The organism is Burkholderia sp. HI2714, from assembly GCF_002223085.1.
Lineage (GTDB): Bacteria > Pseudomonadota > Gammaproteobacteria > Burkholderiales > Burkholderiaceae > Burkholderia > Burkholderia lata_D.
Genome location: NZ_NKFM01000023.1, coordinates 55040 through 77599, shown reverse-complemented (window position 1 = coordinate 77599; position 22560 = coordinate 55040). Strand labels below are relative to the sequence as shown.

Annotated in this window: 25 protein-coding genes and 1 rRNA gene; 11 read left to right on the top strand and 15 right to left on the bottom strand. The window is 63.9% G+C overall.

Translation table 11 applies throughout. The features are described from left to right. Nucleotides 1-3: 3 nt before the first annotated feature. The 4 genes from rrf to CFB82_RS12715 all read left to right on the top strand — a co-directional run bounded on the left by rrf (nucleotide 4) and on the right by CFB82_RS12715 (nucleotide 1621). Nucleotides 4-116 (top strand): 5S ribosomal RNA (gene rrf, locus CFB82_RS12730). Between the two features lie 254 nt (nucleotides 117-370). Then, nucleotides 371-775, top strand: coding sequence for a Cu(I)-responsive transcriptional regulator (gene cueR, locus CFB82_RS12725; RefSeq protein WP_069248450.1), 405 nt, complete (start codon nucleotides 371-373; stop codon nucleotides 773-775). Between the two features lie 215 nt (nucleotides 776-990). After that, nucleotides 991-1137, top strand: a complete 147-nt coding sequence (locus tag CFB82_RS12720; RefSeq protein WP_006478295.1) for a DUF3563 family protein — start codon at nucleotides 991-993, stop codon at nucleotides 1135-1137. 115 nt (nucleotides 1138-1252) lie between these two features. Then, nucleotides 1253-1621: a hypothetical protein gene (locus CFB82_RS12715; protein WP_174945519.1), complete on the top strand. Its 369-nt coding sequence runs from the start codon at nucleotides 1253-1255 to the stop codon at nucleotides 1619-1621. A 15-nt stretch (nucleotides 1622-1636) separates the two neighbouring features. Here CFB82_RS12715 and CFB82_RS12710 read toward each other — a convergent pair whose 3' ends face one another. Beyond that, the gene (locus tag CFB82_RS12710; RefSeq protein WP_069248449.1) at nucleotides 1637-2482 is read right to left on the bottom strand and encodes a 23S rRNA (adenine(2030)-N(6))-methyltransferase RlmJ; all 846 of its coding nucleotides are present in this window, start codon (nucleotides 2480-2482) and stop codon (nucleotides 1637-1639) included. 111 nt (nucleotides 2483-2593) lie between these two features. Beyond that, nucleotides 2594-3565 (bottom strand): potassium channel beta subunit family protein, encoded by a 972-nt coding sequence (locus CFB82_RS12705; protein WP_069248448.1) that lies wholly within the window; start codon nucleotides 3563-3565, stop codon nucleotides 2594-2596. Between the two features lie 164 nt (nucleotides 3566-3729). Here CFB82_RS12705 and CFB82_RS12700 point away from each other — a divergent pair, with 164 nt between their 5' ends. Beyond that, nucleotides 3730-4518 carry a 3-hydroxybutyrate dehydrogenase gene (locus CFB82_RS12700; protein ID WP_059528357.1) on the top strand — a complete coding sequence of 263 codons (789 nt, stop codon included), beginning with the start codon at nucleotides 3730-3732 and terminating at the stop codon, nucleotides 4516-4518. Nucleotides 4519-4638: 120 nt separating this feature from the next. Here the strand turns inward: CFB82_RS12700 and CFB82_RS12695 are convergent, their stop codons facing one another. Continuing rightward, nucleotides 4639-5838, bottom strand: coding sequence for an amino acid aminotransferase (locus CFB82_RS12695; protein ID WP_089446015.1), 1200 nt, complete (start codon nucleotides 5836-5838; stop codon nucleotides 4639-4641). A gap of 267 nt (nucleotides 5839-6105) precedes the next feature. Between CFB82_RS12695 and uvrB the strand changes: the two genes are divergently transcribed. The 5 genes from uvrB to CFB82_RS12665 all read left to right on the top strand — a co-directional run bounded on the left by uvrB (nucleotide 6106) and on the right by CFB82_RS12665 (nucleotide 11650). Next, a complete protein-coding gene (gene uvrB, locus CFB82_RS12685; protein WP_089484321.1) occupies nucleotides 6106-8196 on the top strand; it encodes an excinuclease ABC subunit UvrB in 2091 nt (696 codons plus the stop codon). Between the two features lie 219 nt (nucleotides 8197-8415). Then, entirely contained in the window at nucleotides 8416-8967 is a 552-nt protein-coding gene (locus CFB82_RS12680) for an iron transporter (protein WP_039370067.1), read from the top strand. 55 nt (nucleotides 8968-9022) lie between these two features. After that, nucleotides 9023-9355 (top strand): cupredoxin domain-containing protein, encoded by a 333-nt coding sequence (locus CFB82_RS12675; RefSeq protein WP_027786891.1) that lies wholly within the window; start codon nucleotides 9023-9025, stop codon nucleotides 9353-9355. Nucleotides 9356-9413: 58 nt separating this feature from the next. Beyond that, the gene (locus CFB82_RS12670; protein WP_069248444.1) at nucleotides 9414-10256 is read left to right on the top strand and encodes an FTR1 family iron permease; all 843 of its coding nucleotides are present in this window, start codon (nucleotides 9414-9416) and stop codon (nucleotides 10254-10256) included. After that, the gene (locus tag CFB82_RS12665; protein ID WP_089484320.1) at nucleotides 10253-11650 is read left to right on the top strand and encodes a 4Fe-4S binding protein; all 1398 of its coding nucleotides are present in this window, start codon (nucleotides 10253-10255) and stop codon (nucleotides 11648-11650) included. The genes CFB82_RS12670 and CFB82_RS12665 overlap by 4 nt, the downstream gene beginning before the upstream one ends. A 272-nt stretch (nucleotides 11651-11922) precedes the next feature. Here the strand turns inward: CFB82_RS12665 and hemP are convergent, their stop codons facing one another. From hemP to CFB82_RS12650, 3 genes are all read right to left on the bottom strand, one after another. Further along, the gene (gene hemP / locus CFB82_RS12660) at nucleotides 11923-12174 is read right to left on the bottom strand and encodes a hemin uptake protein HemP (RefSeq protein ID WP_039370075.1); all 252 of its coding nucleotides are present in this window, start codon (nucleotides 12172-12174) and stop codon (nucleotides 11923-11925) included. A gap of 138 nt (nucleotides 12175-12312) precedes the next feature. After that, on the bottom strand, nucleotides 12313-12795 hold the full coding sequence (locus CFB82_RS12655) for an SRPBCC family protein (RefSeq protein ID WP_039370078.1): 483 nt from the start codon (nucleotides 12793-12795) through the stop codon (nucleotides 12313-12315). Between the two features lie 99 nt (nucleotides 12796-12894). Continuing rightward, entirely contained in the window at nucleotides 12895-13767 is an 873-nt protein-coding gene (locus tag CFB82_RS12650; RefSeq protein WP_089431322.1) for a pirin family protein, read from the bottom strand. Nucleotides 13768-13889: 122 nt separating this feature from the next. On the opposite strand from CFB82_RS12650, the gene CFB82_RS12645 reads away from it, so the two are divergent. Beyond that, nucleotides 13890-14864, top strand: coding sequence for a LysR family transcriptional regulator (locus tag CFB82_RS12645; protein ID WP_069248441.1), 975 nt, complete (start codon nucleotides 13890-13892; stop codon nucleotides 14862-14864). A gap of 376 nt (nucleotides 14865-15240) precedes the next feature. Here the strand turns inward: CFB82_RS12645 and CFB82_RS12640 are convergent, their stop codons facing one another. The 9 genes from CFB82_RS12640 to CFB82_RS12600 all read right to left on the bottom strand — a co-directional run bounded on the left by CFB82_RS12640 (nucleotide 15241) and on the right by CFB82_RS12600 (nucleotide 22548). Beyond that, nucleotides 15241-15669, bottom strand: coding sequence for an ExbD/TolR family protein (locus tag CFB82_RS12640; protein ID WP_039370086.1), 429 nt, complete (start codon nucleotides 15667-15669; stop codon nucleotides 15241-15243). A 13-nt stretch (nucleotides 15670-15682) separates the two neighbouring features. Further along, a complete protein-coding gene (locus CFB82_RS12635) occupies nucleotides 15683-16414 on the bottom strand; it encodes a MotA/TolQ/ExbB proton channel family protein (protein ID WP_069248439.1) in 732 nt (243 codons plus the stop codon). A 36-nt stretch (nucleotides 16415-16450) separates the two neighbouring features. Then, nucleotides 16451-17182 carry an energy transducer TonB gene (locus CFB82_RS12630; protein WP_089484319.1) on the bottom strand — a complete coding sequence of 244 codons (732 nt, stop codon included), beginning with the start codon at nucleotides 17180-17182 and terminating at the stop codon, nucleotides 16451-16453. 218 nt (nucleotides 17183-17400) lie between these two features. Next, complete coding sequence (locus CFB82_RS12625; RefSeq protein WP_039370093.1) at nucleotides 17401-17637, bottom strand: (2Fe-2S)-binding protein; 237 nt, start codon at nucleotides 17635-17637, stop codon at nucleotides 17401-17403. Nucleotides 17638-17788: 151 nt separating this feature from the next. After that, entirely contained in the window at nucleotides 17789-18649 is an 861-nt protein-coding gene (gene murI / locus CFB82_RS12620) for a glutamate racemase (RefSeq protein WP_089484318.1), read from the bottom strand. A 39-nt stretch (nucleotides 18650-18688) separates the two neighbouring features. Next, nucleotides 18689-19165 carry a bacterioferritin gene (gene bfr / locus CFB82_RS12615; RefSeq protein ID WP_039370101.1) on the bottom strand — a complete coding sequence of 159 codons (477 nt, stop codon included), beginning with the start codon at nucleotides 19163-19165 and terminating at the stop codon, nucleotides 18689-18691. A 194-nt stretch (nucleotides 19166-19359) separates the two neighbouring features. Further along, the gene (locus CFB82_RS12610; protein ID WP_089484317.1) at nucleotides 19360-20883 is read right to left on the bottom strand and encodes a fumarate hydratase; all 1524 of its coding nucleotides are present in this window, start codon (nucleotides 20881-20883) and stop codon (nucleotides 19360-19362) included. Between the two features lie 34 nt (nucleotides 20884-20917). After that, complete coding sequence (locus CFB82_RS12605) at nucleotides 20918-21541, bottom strand: TIGR00645 family protein (protein ID WP_089484316.1); 624 nt, start codon at nucleotides 21539-21541, stop codon at nucleotides 20918-20920. 113 nt (nucleotides 21542-21654) lie between these two features. Continuing rightward, the gene (locus tag CFB82_RS12600) at nucleotides 21655-22548 is read right to left on the bottom strand and encodes a DMT family transporter (protein WP_069248435.1); all 894 of its coding nucleotides are present in this window, start codon (nucleotides 22546-22548) and stop codon (nucleotides 21655-21657) included. Nucleotides 22549-22560 lie beyond the last annotated feature (12 nt).

Sequence of the window (22560 nt, the reverse complement as noted above, 5' to 3'; positions counted from 1 at the left end):
TTGCCTGATGACCATAGCGAGTCGGTCCCACCCCTTCCCATCCCGAACAGGACCGTGAAACGACTCTACGCCGATGATAGTGCGGATTCCCGTGTGAAAGTAGGTAATCGTCAGGCTCCCTAAGCCAAGAACCCCCGCCCGAAAGGCGGGGGTTTTTGCATTTCAGCGGCGAAAATGCATGGATGGTGGAGAGAAGGGCGCTCCATCCGTCACATCCCGACGGCACACCCGTCAGATCAATCAGCCGCCATCCTGCAGTCAATCCTCACCCCGGAACGAAACCACGCGATTTGATACGATCGACGTGCCGTCGGCGATTGCACACGTCGACGTTCATGTTCGAAACCAGGGCTTGATGGAGAGGGCGGGAATGAATATCGGCGACGCGTCGCGCGAATCCGGAGTCAGCGCAAAGATGATCCGGTACTACGAACAGGTCGGCCTGCTTGCGCCAAGCAAGCGTACTGATGCCGGCTACCGGATCTACGGCGCAGACGAGATCCATATCCTGCGCTTCATTCGTCAGGCGCGACGCCTTGGCTTTCTCGTCGAGGACATCCGCAAGCTGCTGATGCTCTGGCAAGACCGTTCCCGCGCGAGCGCCGAAGTGAAGTCGATTGCGCTCGAGCATGTGGCCGAACTCGACAAGCGCATCGCCGAGCTGAGCGACATGCGCGACACACTGGCCGATCTTGCTGCGCACTGTCATGGTGACGGGCGGCCCGAATGCCCGATATTGGCGCGTCTGTCCGACCCCGTCGATGAACCAAATTAGTGCGTCCGCTCGACGTCCAAATCAGGCCTCGACTCGAATCTCATAAAAATCAACGGGTTATGCGGTGTTGGCGGCCAGCCATTCCGAATCGGAATGGTTTCCATGCAAGTATTTCACTAGCATCTTGGTGCGGCATCGCTATAATTCGGGATAACCCTATACGGGAAATCCCTGAACACCGATTCACCAGGGGTCCCCCTTCCTTGGAGAATGTCATGATCGCCTACATCGTCGAAAAGCTGAGCAACTGGTTCGAATCCGCAGAACGTGAACGCCGTGAGGCCTACCTTGCCACGTCGTCGGACATCGTCCAGCTCGAGAGCCGCATCCGCTCGCTGGAAACCAACGGCTACTCGCTGTAATCGGAGTCGCCGTCAGGTGCCACGTGGCACCGAACGATAAGCAAGCCCCGTATTTGACGGGGCTTTGTCTTTTTGTGCGCCGGATCTGGCGCAATCGTCAGTGCAGCGCTATGGTATGCACCTGCTTTTCATCCTGAAGGACACGATCATGCGTTTGCGTCTCGATGTGCGTCGAAGTGCCCGCGCGCGTCTCGTTCTGGGGGCGGCGGTGCTTGTCCACGGACTTGCGGCTGTTGCCGCGACGCCGTCCAAGCCGCTGATTCTCGATACGCAACGCGGTATCCAGGACGGCAAGGGCGGGCTGGTGCTGCAAACGGCACCGTTGTCTTCCGAGCCGATCGTCGAGCCCGCAGGGATGCGGGCTCCGGCCGGGCAGGCGCCGAACACGTCGGTTCCGCTGTTCGTCGCGCCGTATATCAATGTCCCCGCATGGGGTGGGCAGCCGGCCAACCAGCCGAGGCTCGCGCCGAGACCTCAGCCGTAACGGCCAGTCGCCCGATCAGTTTCCGCGGTGCTCGATCTGGCAGCGGGCGCCGCTATCCTGTCCGAGCATCTCGACCAGGTAGGGCAGTGCCTCGTTCATGCTCTGGGCGAGCGTATACGGCGGATTCAGAATGAACATCCCGCTGCCGTAGAGACCCAGCCCGTCAGTCGGCGGATTCGACACAGTCAGTGTCAGGTGCAGCCAGTTGTTCGGTTGAAGGCGCTTCAACTGCTCGGGAAAACGCTGCGATTCCGTCCGGGTCACCTGCGGGTACCAGACTGCATAGCATCCCGTCGCGAATCGCTTCAGACACTCCGTCACGCAAGCCACTGTGCGCGCGTAATCCTTCTTGTCCTCGTAGGACGGGTCGATCAGCACGAGTGCGCGTCGCGGCGGCGGCGGCAGCAGCGCCTTGATGCCTTCGAAGCCGTCGCCGGCGAAGATCATCGCGCGTCGCCCTGCATCGCGAAAATTGTGGCGCAGCACGTCGATTTCTGTCGTGTGCATTTCGAATAGGCGCATGCGGTCCTGCTCGCGCATCGATCGCCATGCGATGTAAGGGGAACCCGGGTAGAAGCGCAGTTCACCGTCGTCGTTCAGCGCGCGCACTTCATCCACATAGTCGCCCAGCGCCTCCGGCAGGTTCTTTTCGTTCCACAGTCGGCCGATGCCGGTGTCGAATTCCGACGTCTTCGCCGCGTAGCCGTCGCGTAACGAGTACACCCCGGCACCTGCATGCGTGTCGATGTACCAGTAAGACTTGTCCTTCTTGTTCAGGTAGCGCAGCAGCTGGACGACGACGGCGTGCTTGAGCACATCCGCGTGGTTGCCTGCGTGAAAACCGTGACGATAACTGAGCATGGCGGGCTGCCTGAAACGAAAGGTGAATCGATGAAAGCGATCGATCGTGCGCGGCCGTCAGGCCAGGCGCCGATGCGGGCCGCTATTGTACGCGAGTGGCCGCGCATCGCCTTACTCGTACGCATCGCCGACCGCCTCCTCGATGCGTTGCTTCACATCCGGCGTCAGCTTCGCGGCGACGTCGAGCGCGCGCATGTTGTCACGGATCTGCTCGATCCGCGACGCGCCCGTGATGACTGAACTCACACGCGGATTGGCGAGTACCCACGCGATCGCGAGCTGGGCCGTGCTGCAGCCGAGCTCGGCTGCAATTGCGCCGAGCCGTTCGACGATGTCGTTGGCGGCCGGATCGGTCAGGCGGTCGCGCATCCAGTCGTAACCCTGTAACTGTGCGCGGCTGCCCGGCGGCACGCCGTTACGGTACTTGCCGGTGAGCAGGCCCGATGCCAGCGGGCTCCAGGTCGTGAGGCCGAGACCGTAGTCTTCGTAGAGCCGCGCATATTCCTGTTCGACCCGTGTGCGGTGGAACAGGTTGTACTGCGGCTGCTCGACGACCGGCTTGTGCAGGTGATGCCGCTCGGCGATCTCGCATGCAGCACGAATCTCGTCGGCACTCCATTCCGACGTGCCCCAGTACAGCGCCTTGCCGCGCACGATCATGTCGCTCATCGCCCAGACGGTTTCCTCGATCGGCGTGTTCGGGTCGGGGCGATGGCAATAGACGAGGTCGACATAGTCGAGTTGCAGCCGGCGCAGCGAGCCGTCGATGGCGTTCAGCAGGTATTTCCGGTTCAGCGTGTGATACTGGTTCGGCGCTTCGGCGAGCCCCCAGAAGAACTTCGTGGACACGATGTAGCTGACGCGCGGCCAGTCGAGCGCCTTGAGCGCGTGGCCCATGATTTCCTCGGACTTGCCGCCGGCGTAGACCTCGGCGTTGTCGAAGAAATTGACGCCTGCGTCGCGCGCCGCAGCCAGGCATTCGCGCGCGACCCGCTGGTCGACCTGGTTGCCGTACGTCACCCACGAACCGAGCGAAAGCTCGCTGATCTGCAGGCCGGAGCGGCCTAGCCGTCGATAGTGCATGCGAATCTCCTGCGTGACAGAACCGACCTTAAGCTTAGACGTTTTGCGCGCGAACGGCGGGGCCGATCGTGCACAATGACGGCTGGCCCGCCAGCACGATCACGCGACGGTAGCGGATTCGGCGGGCGCGTGTTTTATCGATCCGACAACGGGAGGAGACGGACATGGCAGCAGATCTGAACGGCAAGACCGCAGTCGTCACGGGCGCCGCGAGCGGCATCGGCAAGGAAATCGCACTCGAGCTCGCGAAAGCGGGCGCGGCCGTCGCGATCGCCGACCTGAACCAGGACGGCGCGAACGCGGTCGCCGACGAGATCGTCAAGGCGGGCGGCAAGGCGATCGGCGTCGCGATGGACGTGACGAACGAGGACGCCGTGAACAGCGGTATCGACAAGGTGGCCGAAACGTTCGGCTCGGTGGACATCCTCGTGTCGAACGCGGGCATCCAGATCGTCAACCCGATCGAGAACTACGCGTTCTCCGACTGGAAGAAGATGCAGGCGATCCACGTCGACGGCGCGTTCCTGACGACCAAGGCCGCCCTCAAGCACATGTACAAGGACGATCGCGGCGGTGTCGTGATCTACATGGGTTCGGTGCACTCGCACGAAGCGTCGCCGCTGAAGTCGGCGTACGTGACGGCCAAGCACGGCCTGCTCGGCCTGGCGCGCGTGCTGGCGAAGGAAGGCGCGAAGCACAACGTGCGCTCGCACGTCGTGTGTCCGGGCTTCGTGCGCACGCCGCTGGTCGACAAGCAGATTCCGGAGCAGGCGAAGGAGCTCGGGATCAGCGAAGAGGAAGTGGTGAAGAAGGTGATGCTCGGCAATACGGTCGACGGCGTGTTCACGACCGTTCAGGACGTCGCGCAGACGGTGCTGTTCCTGTCGGCCTTCCCGAGCGCCGCGCTCACGGGCCAGTCGGTCGTCGTCAGCCACGGCTGGTTCATGCAGTGATGCGGATGCGGGCGGGGTCGCTGCCCGCTGGCGAATGGCATAAAAAAACGCGCTCCACGGAGCGCGTTTTTCATTTTGGCAGGGCGGGGCCGATGACGGCTGCCGCCTGCTCGAGCCGCATTACTTCAGGACGGCTGCGACCGCATTGGCGACCGCGTCGAGGTTGCGCGTGTTCAGTGCTGCGACGCAGATCCGGCCCGTGCCGACTGCGTAGATGCCGAACTCGTCGCGCAGGCGATCGACTTGCGCCGAGGTCAGGCCCGAATACGAGAACATCCCGCGCTGCTCGTTGATGAAGCTGAAGTCGCGATCGACACCGCTTGCTTTCAGGCGCTCGACGAGACCATTGCGCATTGCGCGAATGCGATCACGCATTTCACCGAGTTCCTGCACCCACGAAGCGTGCAGTTCCGGCGAAGCGAGCACTGCCGCGACCACGGCGCCGCCATGGGTCGGCGGGTTCGAGTAGTTCGTGCGGATCACGCGCTTCAGTTGCGACAGCACGCGCGTCGCTTCTTCCTTGCTCGACGTGATGATCGACAGTGCGCCGACGCGCTCGCCGTATAGCGAGAACGACTTCGAGAACGACGACGACACGAATGCGTTCAGGTCAGCTGCGGCAAACAGGCGCACGGCAGCAGCATCGGCCTCGATGTTCTCGCCGAAACCCTGGTAGGCCATGTCGAGGAACGGCACGAGGTTGCGCGCCTTCACGACGTCGACGATCTGTTGCCATTGCGCTTCGGTCAGGTCCACGCCGGTCGGGTTGTGGCAGCACGCGTGCAGCACGACGACCGTCCCTGCTGCGTAGCCGTTCAGTGCCGACAGCATGCCTTCGAAGTTCACGCCGTTGGTGGCAGCGTCGTAATACGGGTACGCAACGACTTCGAAACCGGCTGCTTCGAACAGCGCGCGGTGGTTTTCCCAGCTCGGATCGCTGATCGCGACCTTCACGTTCGGGTTCACGGTGCGCAGGAAATCGGCGCCGATCTTCAGCGCGCCCGTGCCGCCCAGTGCTTGGGCCGTGACCACGCGACCTGCTGCGATCAGCGGCGAGTCGTTGCCGAGCAGCAGCTTCTGCACGGCCGCATCGTAGGCGGCGATGCCGTCGATCGGCAGGTAGCCGCGGGGCAGGCCGGCCTCGACACGCGCCTTCTCTGCTTCACGAACCGCGCGCAGCAGCGGAATCTTGCCTTCTTCGTTCGTGTACACACCGACGCCGAGGTTGACCTTGGTCGGACGCGTATCGGCGTTGAAGGCTTCGTTCAGGCCCAGGATCGGGTCGCGGGGAGCAAGCTGGACAGCGGAGAAGAGCGACATGATGATTCGGCAGTAGTGAAAAGAGGGTCAGGCTTTCAACGGGCGGGGCGGGCGCGGTGGATGAACCGCGCGCTGGCAGGCACGACGCCGGAAAGCGCAGCAGCCTGACATTGTAGCGAATTCACGCAGGCGGGGGCGGCGTTTCGGCGGCGAAATTCGGCCGGGGATCGCGATTTCGGGCGGCCGTCGCGCGTCAGGAGCCGACAGCAGTTCGCGAGGCCGCGAAGCGCTAGAATGCTTTCTTTGCCCTCGCTCCGGCCGCATTCCATGTCCGAACATAAAGCCGAAACCGGCGACGCGCTCGACGAATCGAAATTCGTGACCTTCGAAGGGTCGCCGTTCCAGCTGTATCAACCGTATCCGCCCGCAGGCGACCAACCGACCGCGATCCAGACGCTCGTCGAAGGGGTCGAGGATGGTCTCTCGTTCCAGACGCTGCTCGGCGTGACGGGCTCGGGCAAGACCTTCACGATGGCGAACACGATTGCGCGACTCGGCCGCCCGGCGATCGTGTTCGCGCCGAACAAGACGCTCGCCGCGCAGCTCTACTCGGAATTTCGCGAGTTCTTCCCGCGCAACGCGGTCGAGTACTTCGTCTCGTACTACGACTATTACCAGCCTGAAGCGTACGTGCCGCAGCGCGACCTTTTCATCGAGAAGGATTCGTCGATCAACGAGCACATCGAGCAGATGCGGCTGTCGGCGACGAAGAGCCTGATGGAGCGCCGCGATGTCGTGATCGTCGCGACGGTGTCGGCGATCTACGGTATCGGCAATCCGTCCGAATACCACCAGATGATCCTGACGCTGCGCGCCGGCGACAAGCTCGGCCAGCGCGACGTGATCGCGCGGCTGATCGCGATGCAGTACACGCGCAACGAGCAGGATTTCCAGCGCGGCACGTTCCGCGTGCGCGGCGACACGATCGACATCTTCCCGGCCGAACACGCGGAGCTGGCCGTGCGCGTCGAACTGTTCGACGACGAGGTGGAGACGCTGCAGCTGTTCGATCCGCTGACGGGGCGAGTGCGGCAGAAGATCCCGCGCTTCACCGTGTATCCGTCGTCGCACTACGTGACGCCGCGCGACACCGTGATGCGCGCGGTCGAGACGATCAAGGACGAACTGCGCGAGCGGCTCGAGTTCTTTCACAGTGACGGCAAGCTCGTCGAGGCGCAGCGCCTCGAGCAGCGTACGCGCTTCGATCTCGAGATGCTGCAGGAGCTCGGCTTCTGCAAGGGCATCGAGAACTACTCGCGGCATTTCTCGGGCGCGGCGCCCGGCGATCCGCCGCCGACCCTCGTCGACTACCTGCCGCCCGATGCGCTGATGCTGCTCGACGAATCGCACGTGCTGATCGGCCAGTTGAACGGCATGTACAACGGCGACCGCGCGCGCAAGGAAAACCTCGTCAACTACGGGTTCCGGCTGCCGTCGGCGCTGGACAACCGGCCGCTCAAATTCCCCGAGTTCGAACGCAAGATGCGCCAGGTCGTGTTCGTGTCGGCCACGCCGGCTGACTACGAGAAGAGCGTGACCGGGCAGATCGCCGAACAGGTCGTGCGGCCGACGGGCCTGGTCGATCCGGAAATTGAAGTGCGGCCGGCGAGCTCGCAGGTCGACGACGTGCTGGCCGAGATCAACGCGCGCGTGAAGGCCGAGGAGCGCGTGCTGATCACCGTGCTGACGAAGCGCATGGCCGAGCAGCTCACCGAGTTTCTGGCCGATCACGGGGTCAAGGTGCGTTACCTGCACAGCGACATCGACACGGTCGAGCGCGTCGAGATCATCCGCGACCTGCGGCTCGGCACGTTCGACGTGCTGGTCGGGATCAACCTGCTGCGGGAAGGGCTCGACATTCCCGAGGTGTCGCTCGTCGCGATCCTCGACGCGGACAAGGAGGGCTTCCTGCGCGCGGAGCGCTCGCTGATCCAGACGATCGGCCGCGCGGCACGGAACGTGAACGGCAAGGCGATCCTCTACGCGGACAACATGACCGAGTCGATGAAGCGCGCGATCGGCGAGACCGAGCGGCGCCGTGCGAAGCAGATCGCGCACAACGAGAAGATGGGCATCACGCCGCGCGGTGTCGTGAAGCGCATCAAGGACATCATCGACGGCGTCTACAACGCGGACGAGGCACGTGCCGAGCTGAAGGAAGCGCAGCAGCGCGCGAAATTCGAGGACATGTCGGAAAAGCAGCTCGCCAAGGAAATCAAGCGCCTCGAGAAGCAGATGGCCGACTACGCGAAGAACCTCGAGTTCGAGAAGGCCGCCGCGACCCGCGACCAACTTGCGCTACTGCGTGAGCGCGTGTTCGGCGCGAACGTCGGCGATCACGTCAACGGCGGCCGGTAAATCTTTCCAAGCGTCACCGAAACCCTGCGGTAACGAACCTGTAAGCCTTGTCGGATCAGGGGTTTACACGGCTCGTCGTTTGTTCAGAAACAGGTTCGGTGCTAAACTTCGTGATTATTGAGAATTGTTCGCATTAACGTTCTTCGTCGCGTTAGTGTTTTCAGTGGGCCGGCTGGCGGTCGGTCCGCATGGTTCCAGATCAAATAACAAGGAGTGTCCATGTTGGGTTCTTCGTTCATCCGCACGACGGTTGCGGTAGCGGCGGCGCTTGCCGCCATGTCGGCCTCGGCTGCCGAATATCCGATCGGCAAGCAGCAGATCCAGGGCGGCATGGAAATCGGCGCGGTGTACCTGCAGCCGATCACGATGGACCCGGAAGGGATGATGCGCAAGGCGTCGGATTCCGACATCCACCTCGAGGCCGACATCCATGCGGTCAAGAACAACCCGACGGGTTTCGCGGAAGGCGACTGGATGCCGTACCTGCAGGTCACGTACAAGCTGACGAAGCAGGGCGACGCGAAGTGGAAGGCTGAAGGCGACCTGATGGGCATGGTCGCGAGCGACGGTCCGCACTACGGCGACAACGTGAAGCTGAACGGCCCGGGCAAGTACCACCTGACGATGGTCGTCAAGCCGCCGATGCAGACGGGCCACATGGCGTTCGGCCGTCACATCGACAAGGAAACGGGTGTGGGCGCATGGTTCAAGCCCATTACCCTCGAGTACGACTTCCCGTTCGCCGGTATCGGCAAGAAGGGCGGTTACTGATCGGTGGCATCACGAACGGCGCGCTTCGGCGCGCCGTCGGCGTAGAGAACCCAGAATGAAAATTCCCCAGAAAATCGTTGCCGCAGCCGCTGCGTTGTGGCTTGCCGGCGCAGCGTACGCTGCCGATCTGCCGACGTTCAAGCTCGAAATGACGGACGGCAAGCTGAACCCCGCCCGCATCGAAGTGCCGGCCGGCCAGCGTTTCAAGATCGAGATCAAGAACACCGGCAAGGGCGCCGCCGAATTCGAGAGCGTGCAACTGCGCAAGGAGAAGGTGCTCGCGCCGGGCGCCGATTCATTCGTGGTCGTCGCACCGTTGTCACCGGGTGAATACAAGTTTTTCGACGATTTCCACCAGCAGGCGCAGGGCGTGATCGTCGCGAAGTAATGCGTTTTATCTGAGCGCGGGCACACCAGCCTGGTGTACTGCGCGTCAGGAGGTATCGATGGGTCAGATCTTGTTCATCGTCTGGCGGGAGAGCGTCGAAGCGCTGCTCGTCGTCGGCATTCTCTATGCATGGCTGAAAAACGGCGACGATGACGCGCGCCGCGGCTTGCCTTTTCTCTGGACCGGCGTCGGTGTCGGCCTGCTGATGGCCGTTGGCCTCGGTGCCGCACTGGTCGGTTTCACCGAAGTGCTGTCCGGCGACGCGCAGGACTACTTCCAGACCGCCATGGTGCTGATCGCATGCGTGCTGATCGTGCAGATGGTGCTGTGGATGCGCCGGCACGGCCGCACGCTGAAGCGCGACATGGAGCAATCGCTGCAGCAGAGCACGCGCGATTCGAACTGGTGGGGCGTCGCGGTGCTGGTCGCGCTCGCGATCGCGCGCGAAGGCAGCGAGACGGTGATCTTCCTGTACGGTCTCGGTTTCGGCCAGTCGGGTCACGTCGACGGCAGCCAGATGCTCGCGGTGGTGATCGGCCTGGGCCTCGCGTTCTTCACGTTCTACCTGCTGCAGCTCGGCGGCAAGTACTTCTCGTGGCGGCATTTCTTCCGCGTCACGGAAGTGATGCTGCTGTTCCTCGGCGCAGGCCTGTTCCAGACCGGCGTCGACAAGCTGATCGACAAGGAAATCCTGCCGCTCGGCATTTCGCAGGTGTGGGACACGTCCGCGATCCTCGATGATTCGGGCACGTTCGGCTCGCTCGTCGCCACGCTGACCGGCTATCGTGCTCACCCGGCGCTGACCAACCTGGTCGCGTATGCGGTGTACTGGGCGGTGGTCTGGCTGCTGATGAAGCGCGCAAGCCGTCGTCCGTCGGTCGCGGCAGGTCGCGCGGCATGAGCGTTGTCGCCGCAGCCAAGCAGGGCTGGCTCGCGCAGGCCGGCCAATGGATGCAGCGCCACGGTGCGCTGATCCGCGGCATCCAGTGGGCCGTCGTCGCCGTCTATGCGTTCCTGATCATCGTGCCGGCGGTGTTGCCGCTGCCGGACGACTCCGCGCACCTGTGGAACAACCTCACGCTGATCGCGCAATTCACGTTCTGGGGCATCTGGTGGCCGTTCGTACTGCTGTCGATGGTGATGCTCGGCCGTGTCTGGTGCGGCGTGCTGTGTCCGGAAGGTGCGCTCACCGAATTCGCGAGCAAGTTCGGCCGCGGCGGCCCGATTCCGCGCTGGATGCGGTGGGGCGGCTGGCCGTTCGTCGCGTTCGGGCTCACGACGATCTACGGGCAGATGGTGAGCGTGTACCAGTACCCGCTCGCGGTGCTGTTCGTACTCGGCGGCTCGACCGTCGGCGCGATCGTGATCGGCTTGCTGTACGGCCGCGAGAAGCGCGTGTGGTGCAAGTACCTGTGCCCGGTCAACGGCGTATTCGGGCTGCTCGCGCGGCTCGCGCCGATGCGCTACAAGGTCGACGAGGATGCATGGCGCCGATCGTACAAGAACGGCGAGCATGGCCATCGCGTGATTCCGATCAACTGCGCGCCGCTCGTGCCGTTGCGCAACATGAAGGGCGCGGCGGACTGCCACATGTGCGGCCGCTGCAGCGGGCACCGGGATGCGATCTCGCTGTCGTTGCGCTCGCCGTCCGACGAAGTCGTGAACCTCGGCGCGCAGCAGGCGAACCCGTGGGACACCGCGCTGATCCTGTACGGCCTGCTCGGCGTCGCGATCGGTGCGTTCCACTGGACCGTCAGCCCGTGGTTCGTGCAGATCAAGCAATGGCTCGCGGGCTGGCTGATCGACCATGACATCACGTGGCCGCTCGAGACCAATGCGCCGTGGTTCCTGCTCACGCACTATCCCGATCGCAACGACGTGTTCTCGTGGCTCGATGGCGGACTGGTCATCAGCTACATCGTCGGCACGGGGCTCGTGTACGGCACGGCGCTGCTGGTGCTGCTGGCCGGCGCCACGCTGATGCTCGGCCGCTTCGATCGCGTGCGGCTGCATCATCTTGCGCAGGCGTTGATTCCGATTGCGGGCGCGGGTGTGTTCCTTGGCCTGTCGGCCACGACTCTGTCGCTGCTGCGTGCCGAGCATGTACCGCTCGGCTGGGCGACCGATGTGCGCGTCGCAATCCTGGTCGGCGCCAACGCATGGAGTGCGTGGCTCGCGTGGAAAGTGACGGGCCGCTATGCGGGCTGGCTGCGCCGGATGGCGGCATTCGCGTGGTTCGCCGCCGGGCTTGCCGTCATCGACAGCGCATGGTGGTTGATGTTCTGGGGTTTCTGAAGCGGAGCGCGTGCCGCTTCGGCGGTCACGCGGCGACGTGGTAACGAACCTGGGCGGCATGCTTCACGCATGGGCCGCCCAAACAAAAAAGCGACACGTCGAAGGACGTGTCGCTTTTTTTCTTCCTTGTGCGAGAACCAAAAAAGTGGCTTGGCTTGCTGCAACGGCTGCTTGAGTGTGTTTGCACGAAGGGGTCTAGATCTCGCGTGCAAGCCGTTACGCTGGCTACTGCCCAACACCTCTCAGGGAGGTGGTCCCCACAATACTCTGTCTTACTTCGTCAGGATCAGTTTGCCGAGCCGTGTGGCGCGCAACTGATAGGTCTCTCCGTTATGCGCGATGCTGACGTGGCTTTGGCCTTGCAGCAGCGCATCGCTGCTGACGACCCGCGTGCCTGCTTCGCGGTTGCCGGCAGGTTTCGCCGGCGTGGTGACCGCTGCCGTTTTCTGACGGCTGCTGCCTGCGGTGCCGGTCGTGCGGCGCAAGGTCAGCGTGGTCGGGGTCGGGCGCATGGTGTCGGTCATTCGGTTGATCGGTGACTGTCGATACGATGGAATGAATTCTAAATGATAACTATTCCCATTTACAAAAACTCTTTATCGATCGAAATGACAAATCTGATAGCTTGAGTCAAAGGGGCGGCCCGCGGGCCGCCACCGGGTTCAGTGCAGCGGATCGGGGTCCTTGCGGCCCTGCGCGTACTCGCGGATCAGGCGGACCGTGTCGATATCCGACGTGCGATACGCTTCCTTGACGATCCCGTGCGTTTGACGCGCGTCTTCGCTGTCGTCCGTGACGACCAGCGTCGTGCGGTATTCGAAACGCAGGAACAGCTCATGATCGTCGCGCTCCTCGATCGTCATCGTCAGCGAGCCGCCGATCTCGCCGTCGGCGGCGAGGATGTCGTAGCGAACCTGCTGGTTCGGTGTGAACGTGACGTGGTCGCGCACGGTCGCGTGACCGTAGTGCAGCTCACGTTCGAGCGTCGTGTCCGTCCGTTCGTGGACGACACAGCTGTCGAGACCGAGCACGAACAGTTGCGGCTGTTCGGCGCGCAACACGAGACCTTCCCAGAGCTGGTCGCGGGTGAGGGTCGGCACGGCCGGATCGTCGGAATTGATCTGGATCAGATGTTCGAAGTTCAAGGGGACGGGTTCCTTCTGGTGGCGGGCGGCCACGTGGTTCAAGAAGTCATTGTGACGCAAAACGGGCGGTTTCGCGGCACCTGCGCGCCCGTCCTTGCGTCATGCTTCGATGCGACCCATGCGACCGGTCTGGTAGTCGACGACCGCCTGCCGGATCTCTTCCTCGGTGTTCATCACGAACGGGCCGTAGCGGACGATCGGCTCGTTGAGCGGCACGCCGCCGATCAGCAGCAGGTCGAGCGGCGTGTCGCCGGCGGCGAACGTGACCGTGTCGCCGTCATCGCAGTACACGACCATGTGTCGTGCATCGACCGCCTGCCTGGCGGGCCCGTAGAGGCCCGTTCCGTCGATCGGATAGGCGAACACGCGATAGCCTGCCGGGACGGTCTGCGTGACCGTTGCGCCCGGCTGCAACGTGAAATGCTGGTAGAGGATCGGTGTCCGTGTCTCGATCGCGGCGCGGACGCCGAACGCTTCGCCGGCGATCACGCGCACCCGTGCGCGGCCGTCAGGTGAGGTCGCGGTCGGGATGCGGTCGGCGGGGATCTCCTGGTAGCGCGGCGCAATCAGCTTGTCGCGCCGCGGCAGGTTGACCCACAGCTGGAAGCCGTGGGAGCGGCCGCCCGTCTGCGCGAATTCAGGATCGGGCATCTCGCTGTGCACGACGCCGGCGCCCGCCGTCATCCATTGCACGTCGCCCGGGCCGAGCGTGCCGGCATGGCCGGACGAGTCGCGATGGCGGAAGCGCCCGTCGAGCGCGTAGGTCACGGTCTCGAAGCCGCGATGCGGATGGTCGGGCGCGCCCTTGGCTTCGCCGGGCGCGTAGTCGACGGGACCCATTTCGTCGAGCAGCAGGAACGGATCGAAATCCATCAGCAGCCGGGTCGGGAACGGTCGATGAACCACGAAGCCGCCGCCTTCGGTCGTGCGAAGCGCGGGGTAGGTGCGGTCAAGCGAGCGAGCGGTCGTCATGCGGATACCCTCGAAATGATCGGAATAGCGTTATTTTTGAAACATAGCGCTATTATATTGGGCGTTTTACCGTTCGATTCGCGACGGTGCGCAATGGATTGTTCTGAAAATGGAACGATGAGATGAATATCGATGCACACAACCTGAACGACCTCATGTACTTTTCGCAGGTCGTCGAACATGGCGGTTTCTCGGCCGCGGAGCGCGTGCTGGGCATCTCGAAATCGCGCCTGTCGCGGCGCCTGACCGAACTCGAGGCGGCGCTCGGCGTGCGCCTGCTGCAGCGCTCCACACGCAAGCTCGCGCTGACCGAGGCGGGGGAGTTGTTCTACCAGCATTGCCAGGCGATGCTGGCCGAAGCGCAGGCGGCGATGAACGCGGTGCAGCAGTTGCGCTCATCACCGCGCGGCTCGGTGCGCGTCAGCGTGCCCGTGACGCTGTCACAGACGATGCTGTCGCGCATCCTGCCCGAATTCCTGCGTCGCTATCCCGAGGTGAAGGTGCACGTCCGCGTGACGAATCGCGTGATCGACCTGTTCGAGGATTCGATCGACGTCGCGCTGCGCGTGCGCTCGGAGCCGCCGCAGAACGCGAACATCGTCGTGCGGCCGCTGTGGCGCACCGAGCAGATGCTGGTCGGTGCGCCGAGCCTGCTGAGCCAGAATGCGCCGCCGCTGGTACCGGATGACCTGAGCGGATTCGAGACACTCGATACGCCGAGCGTCGACGGGCGGCACGTGTTCAACCTGATCGCACCGGACGGTACGCGTCACGTGCACGAGCACGACCCGCGGCTCGTGACGGCCGACCTGATGACGATCCGTGAAGCCGTGCTCGATGGCCTCGGCATCGCGGCACTGCCGGAGATGATGTACGGCAACGCGCTGCGTGCGGGGCAACTGTCGCCGGTGATGCCGGGCTGGACGCTGCCGGTGCCGCAACTGTATGCGGTGTTCGTGTCGCGGCAGGGGATGCCGCCCGCGGTGCGTGCGTTCGTCGACTACCTGGTCGAGAAGCTCGATCATGGCGCCTACCAGGATCCGGGGTGTCCGGAACGCGCGAAGAAGGAAGCGGCGGCCGATGTTTCGGCAACCTGAACACGACGCACACGGCGACGCAAATTTGTTTTGTCATTGAAGCGTCGCCTGCAATCGCAAGTTTCAATCGCCGGAACCTTGAATGCGCGTGCGGGCGGGCCTATATTGAAATCCCATTTCGTGAAGGAAGTTCTGAGCGAAATCAGGTGGCCGCATATATTGTGAGCCAGATAGGGCAGAACGCGCAGTCCGTGCAGACCACGGCAGAGTCGCATTTGCGTTGCTCGAGGCGCAACCGATACCGCCAAAGAGCCCGCCGCCCGAAGGCGCCCGCGTGCGCATGAAAAAAGGCCTTCATCTGGCGATGAAGGCCTTTTACTTTGTGCGCGGCCGGCTAGGTGCGGCCGGCGATGCGCTACCGCAAGACGTGCGCGCGTTACTTCGCTTTCGCGCCCGGCTCCGTGACGAAGCCGAGCTTCGTCAGGCCGCCTGCCTGCGCATCCGACATCACTTCCGCGACGTGTTCGTACGCGACCTTGCGATCCGCACGAAGGTGCAACTCTGGCTGCGGCGTGCGCTTTGCCGCTTCCGCGATGCGTTCCTGCAATTGTGCGCGCGTGACCGTGTGGTCGTCCCACAGGATCGTGCCGTCACCCTGGATCGCGACGTCGACCGTCTGCGGCTTTTCGTCGACGGGCTGGCTGCTGGCGTGCGGCAGGTCGATCTTCACCGCATGCTGCATCGCCGGGATCGTCACGAGGAAAATGATCAGGAGTACGAGCATGACGTCGACGAGCGGCGTCATGTTGATCTCGCTCATCACTGCATCGTCGTCATCGTCGCTGAAACCGGTGTTCATTGCCATGGTTCACCCCGCCTCAGCTGGCGCGCGTCGCGAGACGCAGGCCGTCGCGCGTCGACGACGAGGCAAGGCTCGCACCCGTCACGAAGTACGCATGCAGACCGTGCGCAAAGCGGCGCAGCTTGCTGACGACCCCCTTGTTCGCGCGGGTGAGTGCGTTGTAGCCGAGCACGGCCGGGATCGCGACGAACAGGCCGAAGGCGGTCATGATCAGCGATTCGCCGACCGGGCCCGCGACCTGGTCGATCGACGTCTGGCCGGATGCGCCGATCGCGAGCAGCGCGTGGTAGATCCCCCAGACCGTGCCGAACAGGCCGACGAACGGCGCGGTGCTGCCGATCGACGCGAGGATCGCGAGACCGCTCTGCATGCGCGAGATGCCTTCGTCCATCGTGTCCTTCAGGCAGCGCGTAACCCAGTCCGACACGTCCATGCGGTCGTGCAGGTGCGGTTGCGTCTGGTGGTGGTGATCGGCCGCTTCCTTGCCCGACAGCGCGAGCGCGAGGAACGGGTTGTCAGCCGGCGTCGATGCGGCGAGGCCAAGCTTCTTGACGCCGTCGTCGAAGTTGTCCGAATGCCAGAATGCCTGTTCGGCGTTCTTCGTCAGGCGGTTCAGGCGGATCACGTTCCAGCCCTTGATGACGATCACGATCCACGACAGGACCGACATCACGAGCAGCGTGATCGCAATGGCGCGCGTGACGAAATCACCTTGCGCCCAGACGTGCGCGATACCGTAGCTTTGCATTTTCTTGTTTCCTTTGAATCTACCGAATATGACGGGTTAGTCGTCAAGCGTGAAATTGAAGGGCAGCGTATGGGCGGCGCGGATCGCCTGGCCGTTCTCGATATACGGCGGGCAGGTGCTGGCGCGCGTCGCGTCGAGCGCGGCTTCGTCGAGGCGCGGGTAGCCGCTGCTCTTCTGCAGCTGGACGCTTTCGATCTTGCCCGTCACGCCGATGATGAAGTGAACATAGGCCGTGCCCGTTTCGCCGCGACGGCGCGACATCGACGGATAGGTCGGCTTGACGAAATTGCAGGTGAGCGCCGACACGTTCTTCGGCGCGCTGACCTGCATCGTCTCGCGCGCCGGGCCGGGTGCTGCAGCGGGCGCAGCAGGCGCCGGCGCGGCGGGAGCCGGCGTCGGATCGGCCACTGCCGGCGCGGGCGTCGGCGACGGTGCCTGCGAGACGGGCTGAGGCGTCGGGACCGCTTTCTGCACCGGCTTCGGCTCGACCTTCGGTTTCACGCGCGGCGTGGGCTTGGGCGGCGTAGGCTGCTGCGCGGCCGACTGGACCGCGACCGGTTGGGCAGGAGGCGCAGGCGCAATGAGCTGCGCGGTGATCGACTGAACCTCGATCTCCTTCGGCGGCGGTGGCGCGTTGCGATGGAGCCAGGCGGCCGTCAGCATGATCGCATGTGCGGCAAGCACACCGACCGCGACGACGATCACTCGGGGATTCATACGTGGTGCTGCCGGCACGGCGCCGGCAGGAGCGAGATGCGAAGCCTGCATGTTAGCTTGAAAGAACGATGTCGCACCCGGGGCGCGGCGGGTGAATCGGCATCACTTGCGGAAGATCAGCAGCGAGATGCAAACGGTGGTCACAAATCCGATCAGCGATTCCATGACAGGCTCCTTGGCAGGTAAGCCGCTGGCTCGCGCAGACGGTGGCTTGCTGACGGTCAAAACAAAAAATGCGGCCTGGGCCGCATGCGCACACTCGGCGCCGGTCAGGCGGCCTTGCGTTCGTAGAACGTGACCGGGATCGGGTGAGCATGATGCTCGACACCGCACCGGCTCGCGCAGACGCCTTGTTCGGCCATGAGGTCGCGTACGGACTCCTCGCACTTGCCGCAGCACGTGGCCACGCCAAGCTCGAACTGGAGTTCATCGAAAGAGTTCACGCCCTCTGCGAGGGACGCGCGAATCTTGCGATCGGAAACAGACTTGCACACGCAGACGATCATGATGAGTTGCGATAGCTAACGGTAATGCGAATTATTATCATTAAATTTGCGGACGTTGACAAGCCTGGGACGGGCTTTTTTTAAGGTCATCGGACCCTTGAAACGTCGGGGGTGGTGGAACGGCACGCGGAAGGGGGCGTGCCGGCCGGTGTCAGGCGGTCGCGCAGGCGCGCGCGTTCGGCGAGGAAATGGTGACGGATTCGACTGGCGCTGCGAGGCCGAGCAGCGTCGATGCGAGCACCTGCAGTTGACGGCCGTCGCTGGTCGAGCAGAAGCGGGGCGGTGCCGCGCGTGTGCCGGCCGGTGCGCGCAGGTTGCGTTCGTCGAGCACGCGCACGAGCTGGCGCGCGATCGCGTCGCTGGTGTCGACGATCGTCAGGCGGTCGCCCACAAGGTCACGAATCGTTTCCGTGAAGAACGGGTAATGCGTGCAGCCGAGTACCAGCGTATCGGCGCCGTCGTCGAGCATCGGTTGCAGGTAGCTGTCGAGCAACGCGCGCAACGCGGGCGAATTCGTATCACCGCGCTCGATGGCTTCGACGAGCCCGTGGCCGGGCTGGCAGATGAAGCGGCGGCCGGCGCCGTAGCGGTCGAGCAGCGCCTGGAAGCGCGGGCTGTTCAGCGTCGACTGCGTGGCGAGGACGCCCGCGACGCCGCTCGCGGACACGGCGGCGGCCGGCTTGATGCCCGGCTCGACGCCGACGAGCGGCATCGACAGGTGTTCGCGGGTCGCAGCGATCGCGCGTGCGGTCGCCGTGTTGCACGCGATGACGAGCGCTTTCGCCCCTTCGCGGGCCAGCCACTCGCCGATTGCCAGCGTGCGTTCCGTAATGAATGCCTCGTCGCGCGGACCATACGGCGCATGGTGCGAATCGGCGACGTAGATGAACGATTCGTCGGGCAGCTGCGCGCGCACGGCGCGCAGCACCGACAGGCCGCCCAGCCCTGAATCGAAGATGCCGATGGGGGCGACGGTCGTGGCCGTCGCAGGAATAACGGAAGGTGTCGACATGAACGGGCCAGGGGCGGTAACGGGAAGCGTGGAGCGAGTTTACTCCGGCGTACCCATCATCGTTTGCTGGTAGTTCTGCAGGCCGACCTTGCCGATCAGGTCGATCTGCGTTTCCAGCCAGTCGATGTGCTCTTCGGTGTCGTCGAGGATCTTTTCGAAGATCTCGCGCGACACGTAGTCACGCACCGATTCGCAGTAGGCGATCGCTTCCTTGCAGGTGGACTGCGAGATCTGCTCGAGCTTCAGGTCGCACTTCAGGATCTCTTCGGTTTCCTCGCCGACGAGCAGCTTGTGCAGATCCTGCAGGTTCGGCAGGCCGTCGAGCATGAAGACGCGCTCGATCAGCCAGTCGGCGTGCTTCATTTCGCCGATCGACTCGTCGTACTCGTGCTTGCCGAGCTTCTCGAGGCCCCAGTGCTTGTACATGCGCGCATGCAGGAAGTACTGGTTGATCGCCGTGAGTTCATTCTTCAACTGGGCGTTCAGATATTCGATGACTTTCTTGTCGCCTTGCATGGCTTGTTCCTTGTTCAGTGGGGCTTCAGAAACCGAAAGATAATCGCTCGAACGAGAAAAGCCAAGCCTCGAAGCCTTGCCGGGCCTGCCTTTTGCATGTAATGAGAATCAGCCTCGAACAACCGGCCACACACAATAATGAGAATGAGAAGTAAAAAGGCCGGACACCCGTCCGGCCTTTCGTTCGATCGCGCTTAAGCGGCTGCGACCGGGATCTTGCCGATCTTCGCTTGCCACTCCTTCGGACCGGTCTGGTGCACCGACGTGCCCGACGAATCGACAGCAACTGTTACAGGCATGTCCTGCACGTCGAACTCGTAGATCGCTTCCATGCCGAGGTCTTCGAACGCGAGCACCTTCGCGCCGCGGATCGCCTTCGACACGAGGTAAGCCGCACCGCCGACGGCCATCAGGTAGGCCGCCTTGCGCTTCTTGATCGCGTCGATCGCGACCGGGCCGCGCTCGGCCTTGCCGACCATCGAGATCAGGCCGGTTTGCGCGAGCATCGTCTCGGTGAACTTGTCCATGCGTGTGGCCGTCGTCGGGCCTGCCGGGCCGACCACTTCGTCGCGGACCGGATCGACCGGGCCGACGTAGTAGATCACGCGGTTCGTGAAGTCGACCGGCAGCTTCTCGCCCTTCGCGAGCATGTCGGCGATGCGCTTGTGCGCGGCGTCGCGGCCGGTGAGCATCTTGCCCGACAGCAGCAGCGTCTGGCCCGGTGTCCAGCTCGCGACTTCTTCCGGCGTCAGCGTGTTCAGGTCGACGCGCTTGCTGGTTTCCGTGTTCGGTTCCCAGTTGACCTTCGGCCATGCGTCGAGCGACGGTGCTTCAAGCTTGGCCGGGCCCGAGCCGTCGAGCACGAAGTGCGCGTGGCGCGTCGCCGCGCAGTTCGGGATCAGCGCGACCGGCTTCGATGCCGCGTGCGTCGGTGCAGCCATGATCTTCACGTCGAGCACCGTTGCCAGGCCGCCGAGGCCCTGGGCACCGATGCCGAGCGCGTTGACCTTCTCGTGCAGTTCGACGCGCAGTTCCTCGACCCAGTCCTTCGGGCCGCGCGCGATGATTTCCTGGATGTCGATCGGCTCCATCAGCGATTCCTTCGCCATCAGCATCGCCTTTTCGGCCGTGCCGCCGATGCCGATCCCGAGCATGCCGGGCGGGCACCAGCCCGCGCCCATCGTCGGGACCGTCTTCAGCACCCAGTCGACGATCGAGTCGGACGGGTTCAGCATCACGAACTTCGACTTGTTCTCCGAGCCGCCGCCCTTCGCCGCGACCTGCACGTCGACCTTGTCGCCCGGCACGATCTCGTAGTGGATCACGGCCGGCGTGTTGTCCTTCGTGTTCTTGCGGGCGCCTTCCGGCGGATTGACGATCGACGCGCGCAGCACGTTGTCCGGGTGCGTGTAACCGCGACGCACGCCTTCGTTGATCATGTCGGTGAGGCCCATCGTCGCGCCGTCCCAGCGCACGTCCATGCCGACCTTCACGAAGATCGTGACGATACCGGTGTCCTGGCAGATCGGGCGCTTGCCTTCCGCGCACATGCGGCTGTTCGTGAGGATCTGCGCGATCGCATCCTTCGCGGCCGGGCTTTCTTCCAGCTCGTACGCGCGGCCGAGGGCCTGGATGTAGTCGAGCGGATGGTAGTAGCTGATGTACTGCAGCGAATCCGCGATGCTCTGGATCAGGTCTTCCTGTTTGATGACGGTCATGGCTGAGACTCTGTGGGGACTGTGGGGAATGCGTTTATGCGTTGACGGCTGCGTCGGCCGGCTTGCGGGACTCGTTCGCCGCGGGCGCGTGCGCGCCGTGGGCGTGCGGCTCGTGGAAATGGGCCGGGTGCGTGTGCGTCGTCAGGCGGTCGACCCACGCCATCACGAGCGCCGACACCAGGAACGACACGTGGATGATCACCTGCCACATGATCGCGTGCATCGTGTGCTGGTCGGGGTTGATGAACGTCTTCAGCAGGTGGATCGACGAAATGCTGATCAGCGCCATCGACAGCTTGACCTTCAGGACACCCGCGTTCACGTGGTCGAGCCACTCGGGCTCGTCGGGGTGGCCCTCGATGCCGAGGCGCGACACGAACGTCTCGTAACCGCCGACGATCACCATGATCAGCAGGTTCGAGATCATCACCACGTCGATCAGGCCGAGCACCGCGAGCATCACGCTGATTTCGTCGAGGCTCGTCGCATGCGACAGCAGGTGCCAGACTTCCTTCAGGAACAGGAACACATAGATGGCTTGCGCAACGATCAGGCCGAGGTAGAGCGGAACCTGGAGCCAGCGGCTCATGAAAATCAGCGCGGGAAGCGGGCGAAGCGGGCGACGCGCGGGGCGGCCGGGCGAATGCGGGGCAGACATGGTGGACAGTCGGGCGCGGTGCGCAGGTATCGGGGGTAATCTTGAAAAGGCGCGCTATTGTAACGCGTCGGCCGGCGCGACTGCAGTGACGCGCCGGCACTGCCGGGGACGGATCAGGAGGCGGCAGCCGGCACGCGTTTCACGCGCAGGCTGGCGAGCACGATGCCGGTGACGACGCACGCGAGCGCGATGCCGTGCGCGAGCGTCGGACGCTCGCCGAGGAACGCGATGCCGTACGCGGCGGCCGCGACCGGCAGCACCGCGCTGAACACGCCGGCGAGGCTGCCCGGGACGTGCCGGATGCCTTTCATCCACAGCCAGAACGAGAAGATGCTGGCCGACAGGCCATACCAGACGACGAGCGCCCAGGTGCCGGCCGGCACGCTCGCATAATCGAAATGCCACATGGCCGTCGCGCCGAGCGGCAGCATCAGGCACAGGCCGAACAGGTGCGTGTACGCGCAGATGTCGATCGGTGCGAGCGTCTGCGTGAGGCGGCGCGACAGGATCACGTAGATCGATTCGCAGCACACCGCGCCCAGGATCAGCAGGTTGCCGGTCAGCGACGACGCGCCGTGCCCGGCCGCGTTGCCGTTCGCGAGGTTGATCGTCACGACGCCGGCGATCGCGAGTGCAATCGACACGAGCGCACGGCCGTTCGGTTTTTCACGCAGGATCAGCCACGCGAACAACGCGACGATCGCCGGGATCGTGCTGGTGATCACGCCGGCGGCGACCGCGCTCGTGCGCTGCACGCCGTTCAGCATCAGCAGCGTGAACATGAAGGTGCCGAAGAACGCCTGCAGGAACAGGTTCAGCCATTCGCCGCGCTTGACCGTGCGCATTTTCACCGGGCTGAACAGCGGCCACAGCACGGCGATCGCGATCACGAAGCGCAGCGTGGCGAGGATGGCGACGGGAACGAAGACGACGATCGATTTACCGATACCGACATTGCTGCCGACGAACAGCATCGACAGCACGAGAAAGAAAGCGTAGCGATTCAAGCTGGAATCCGG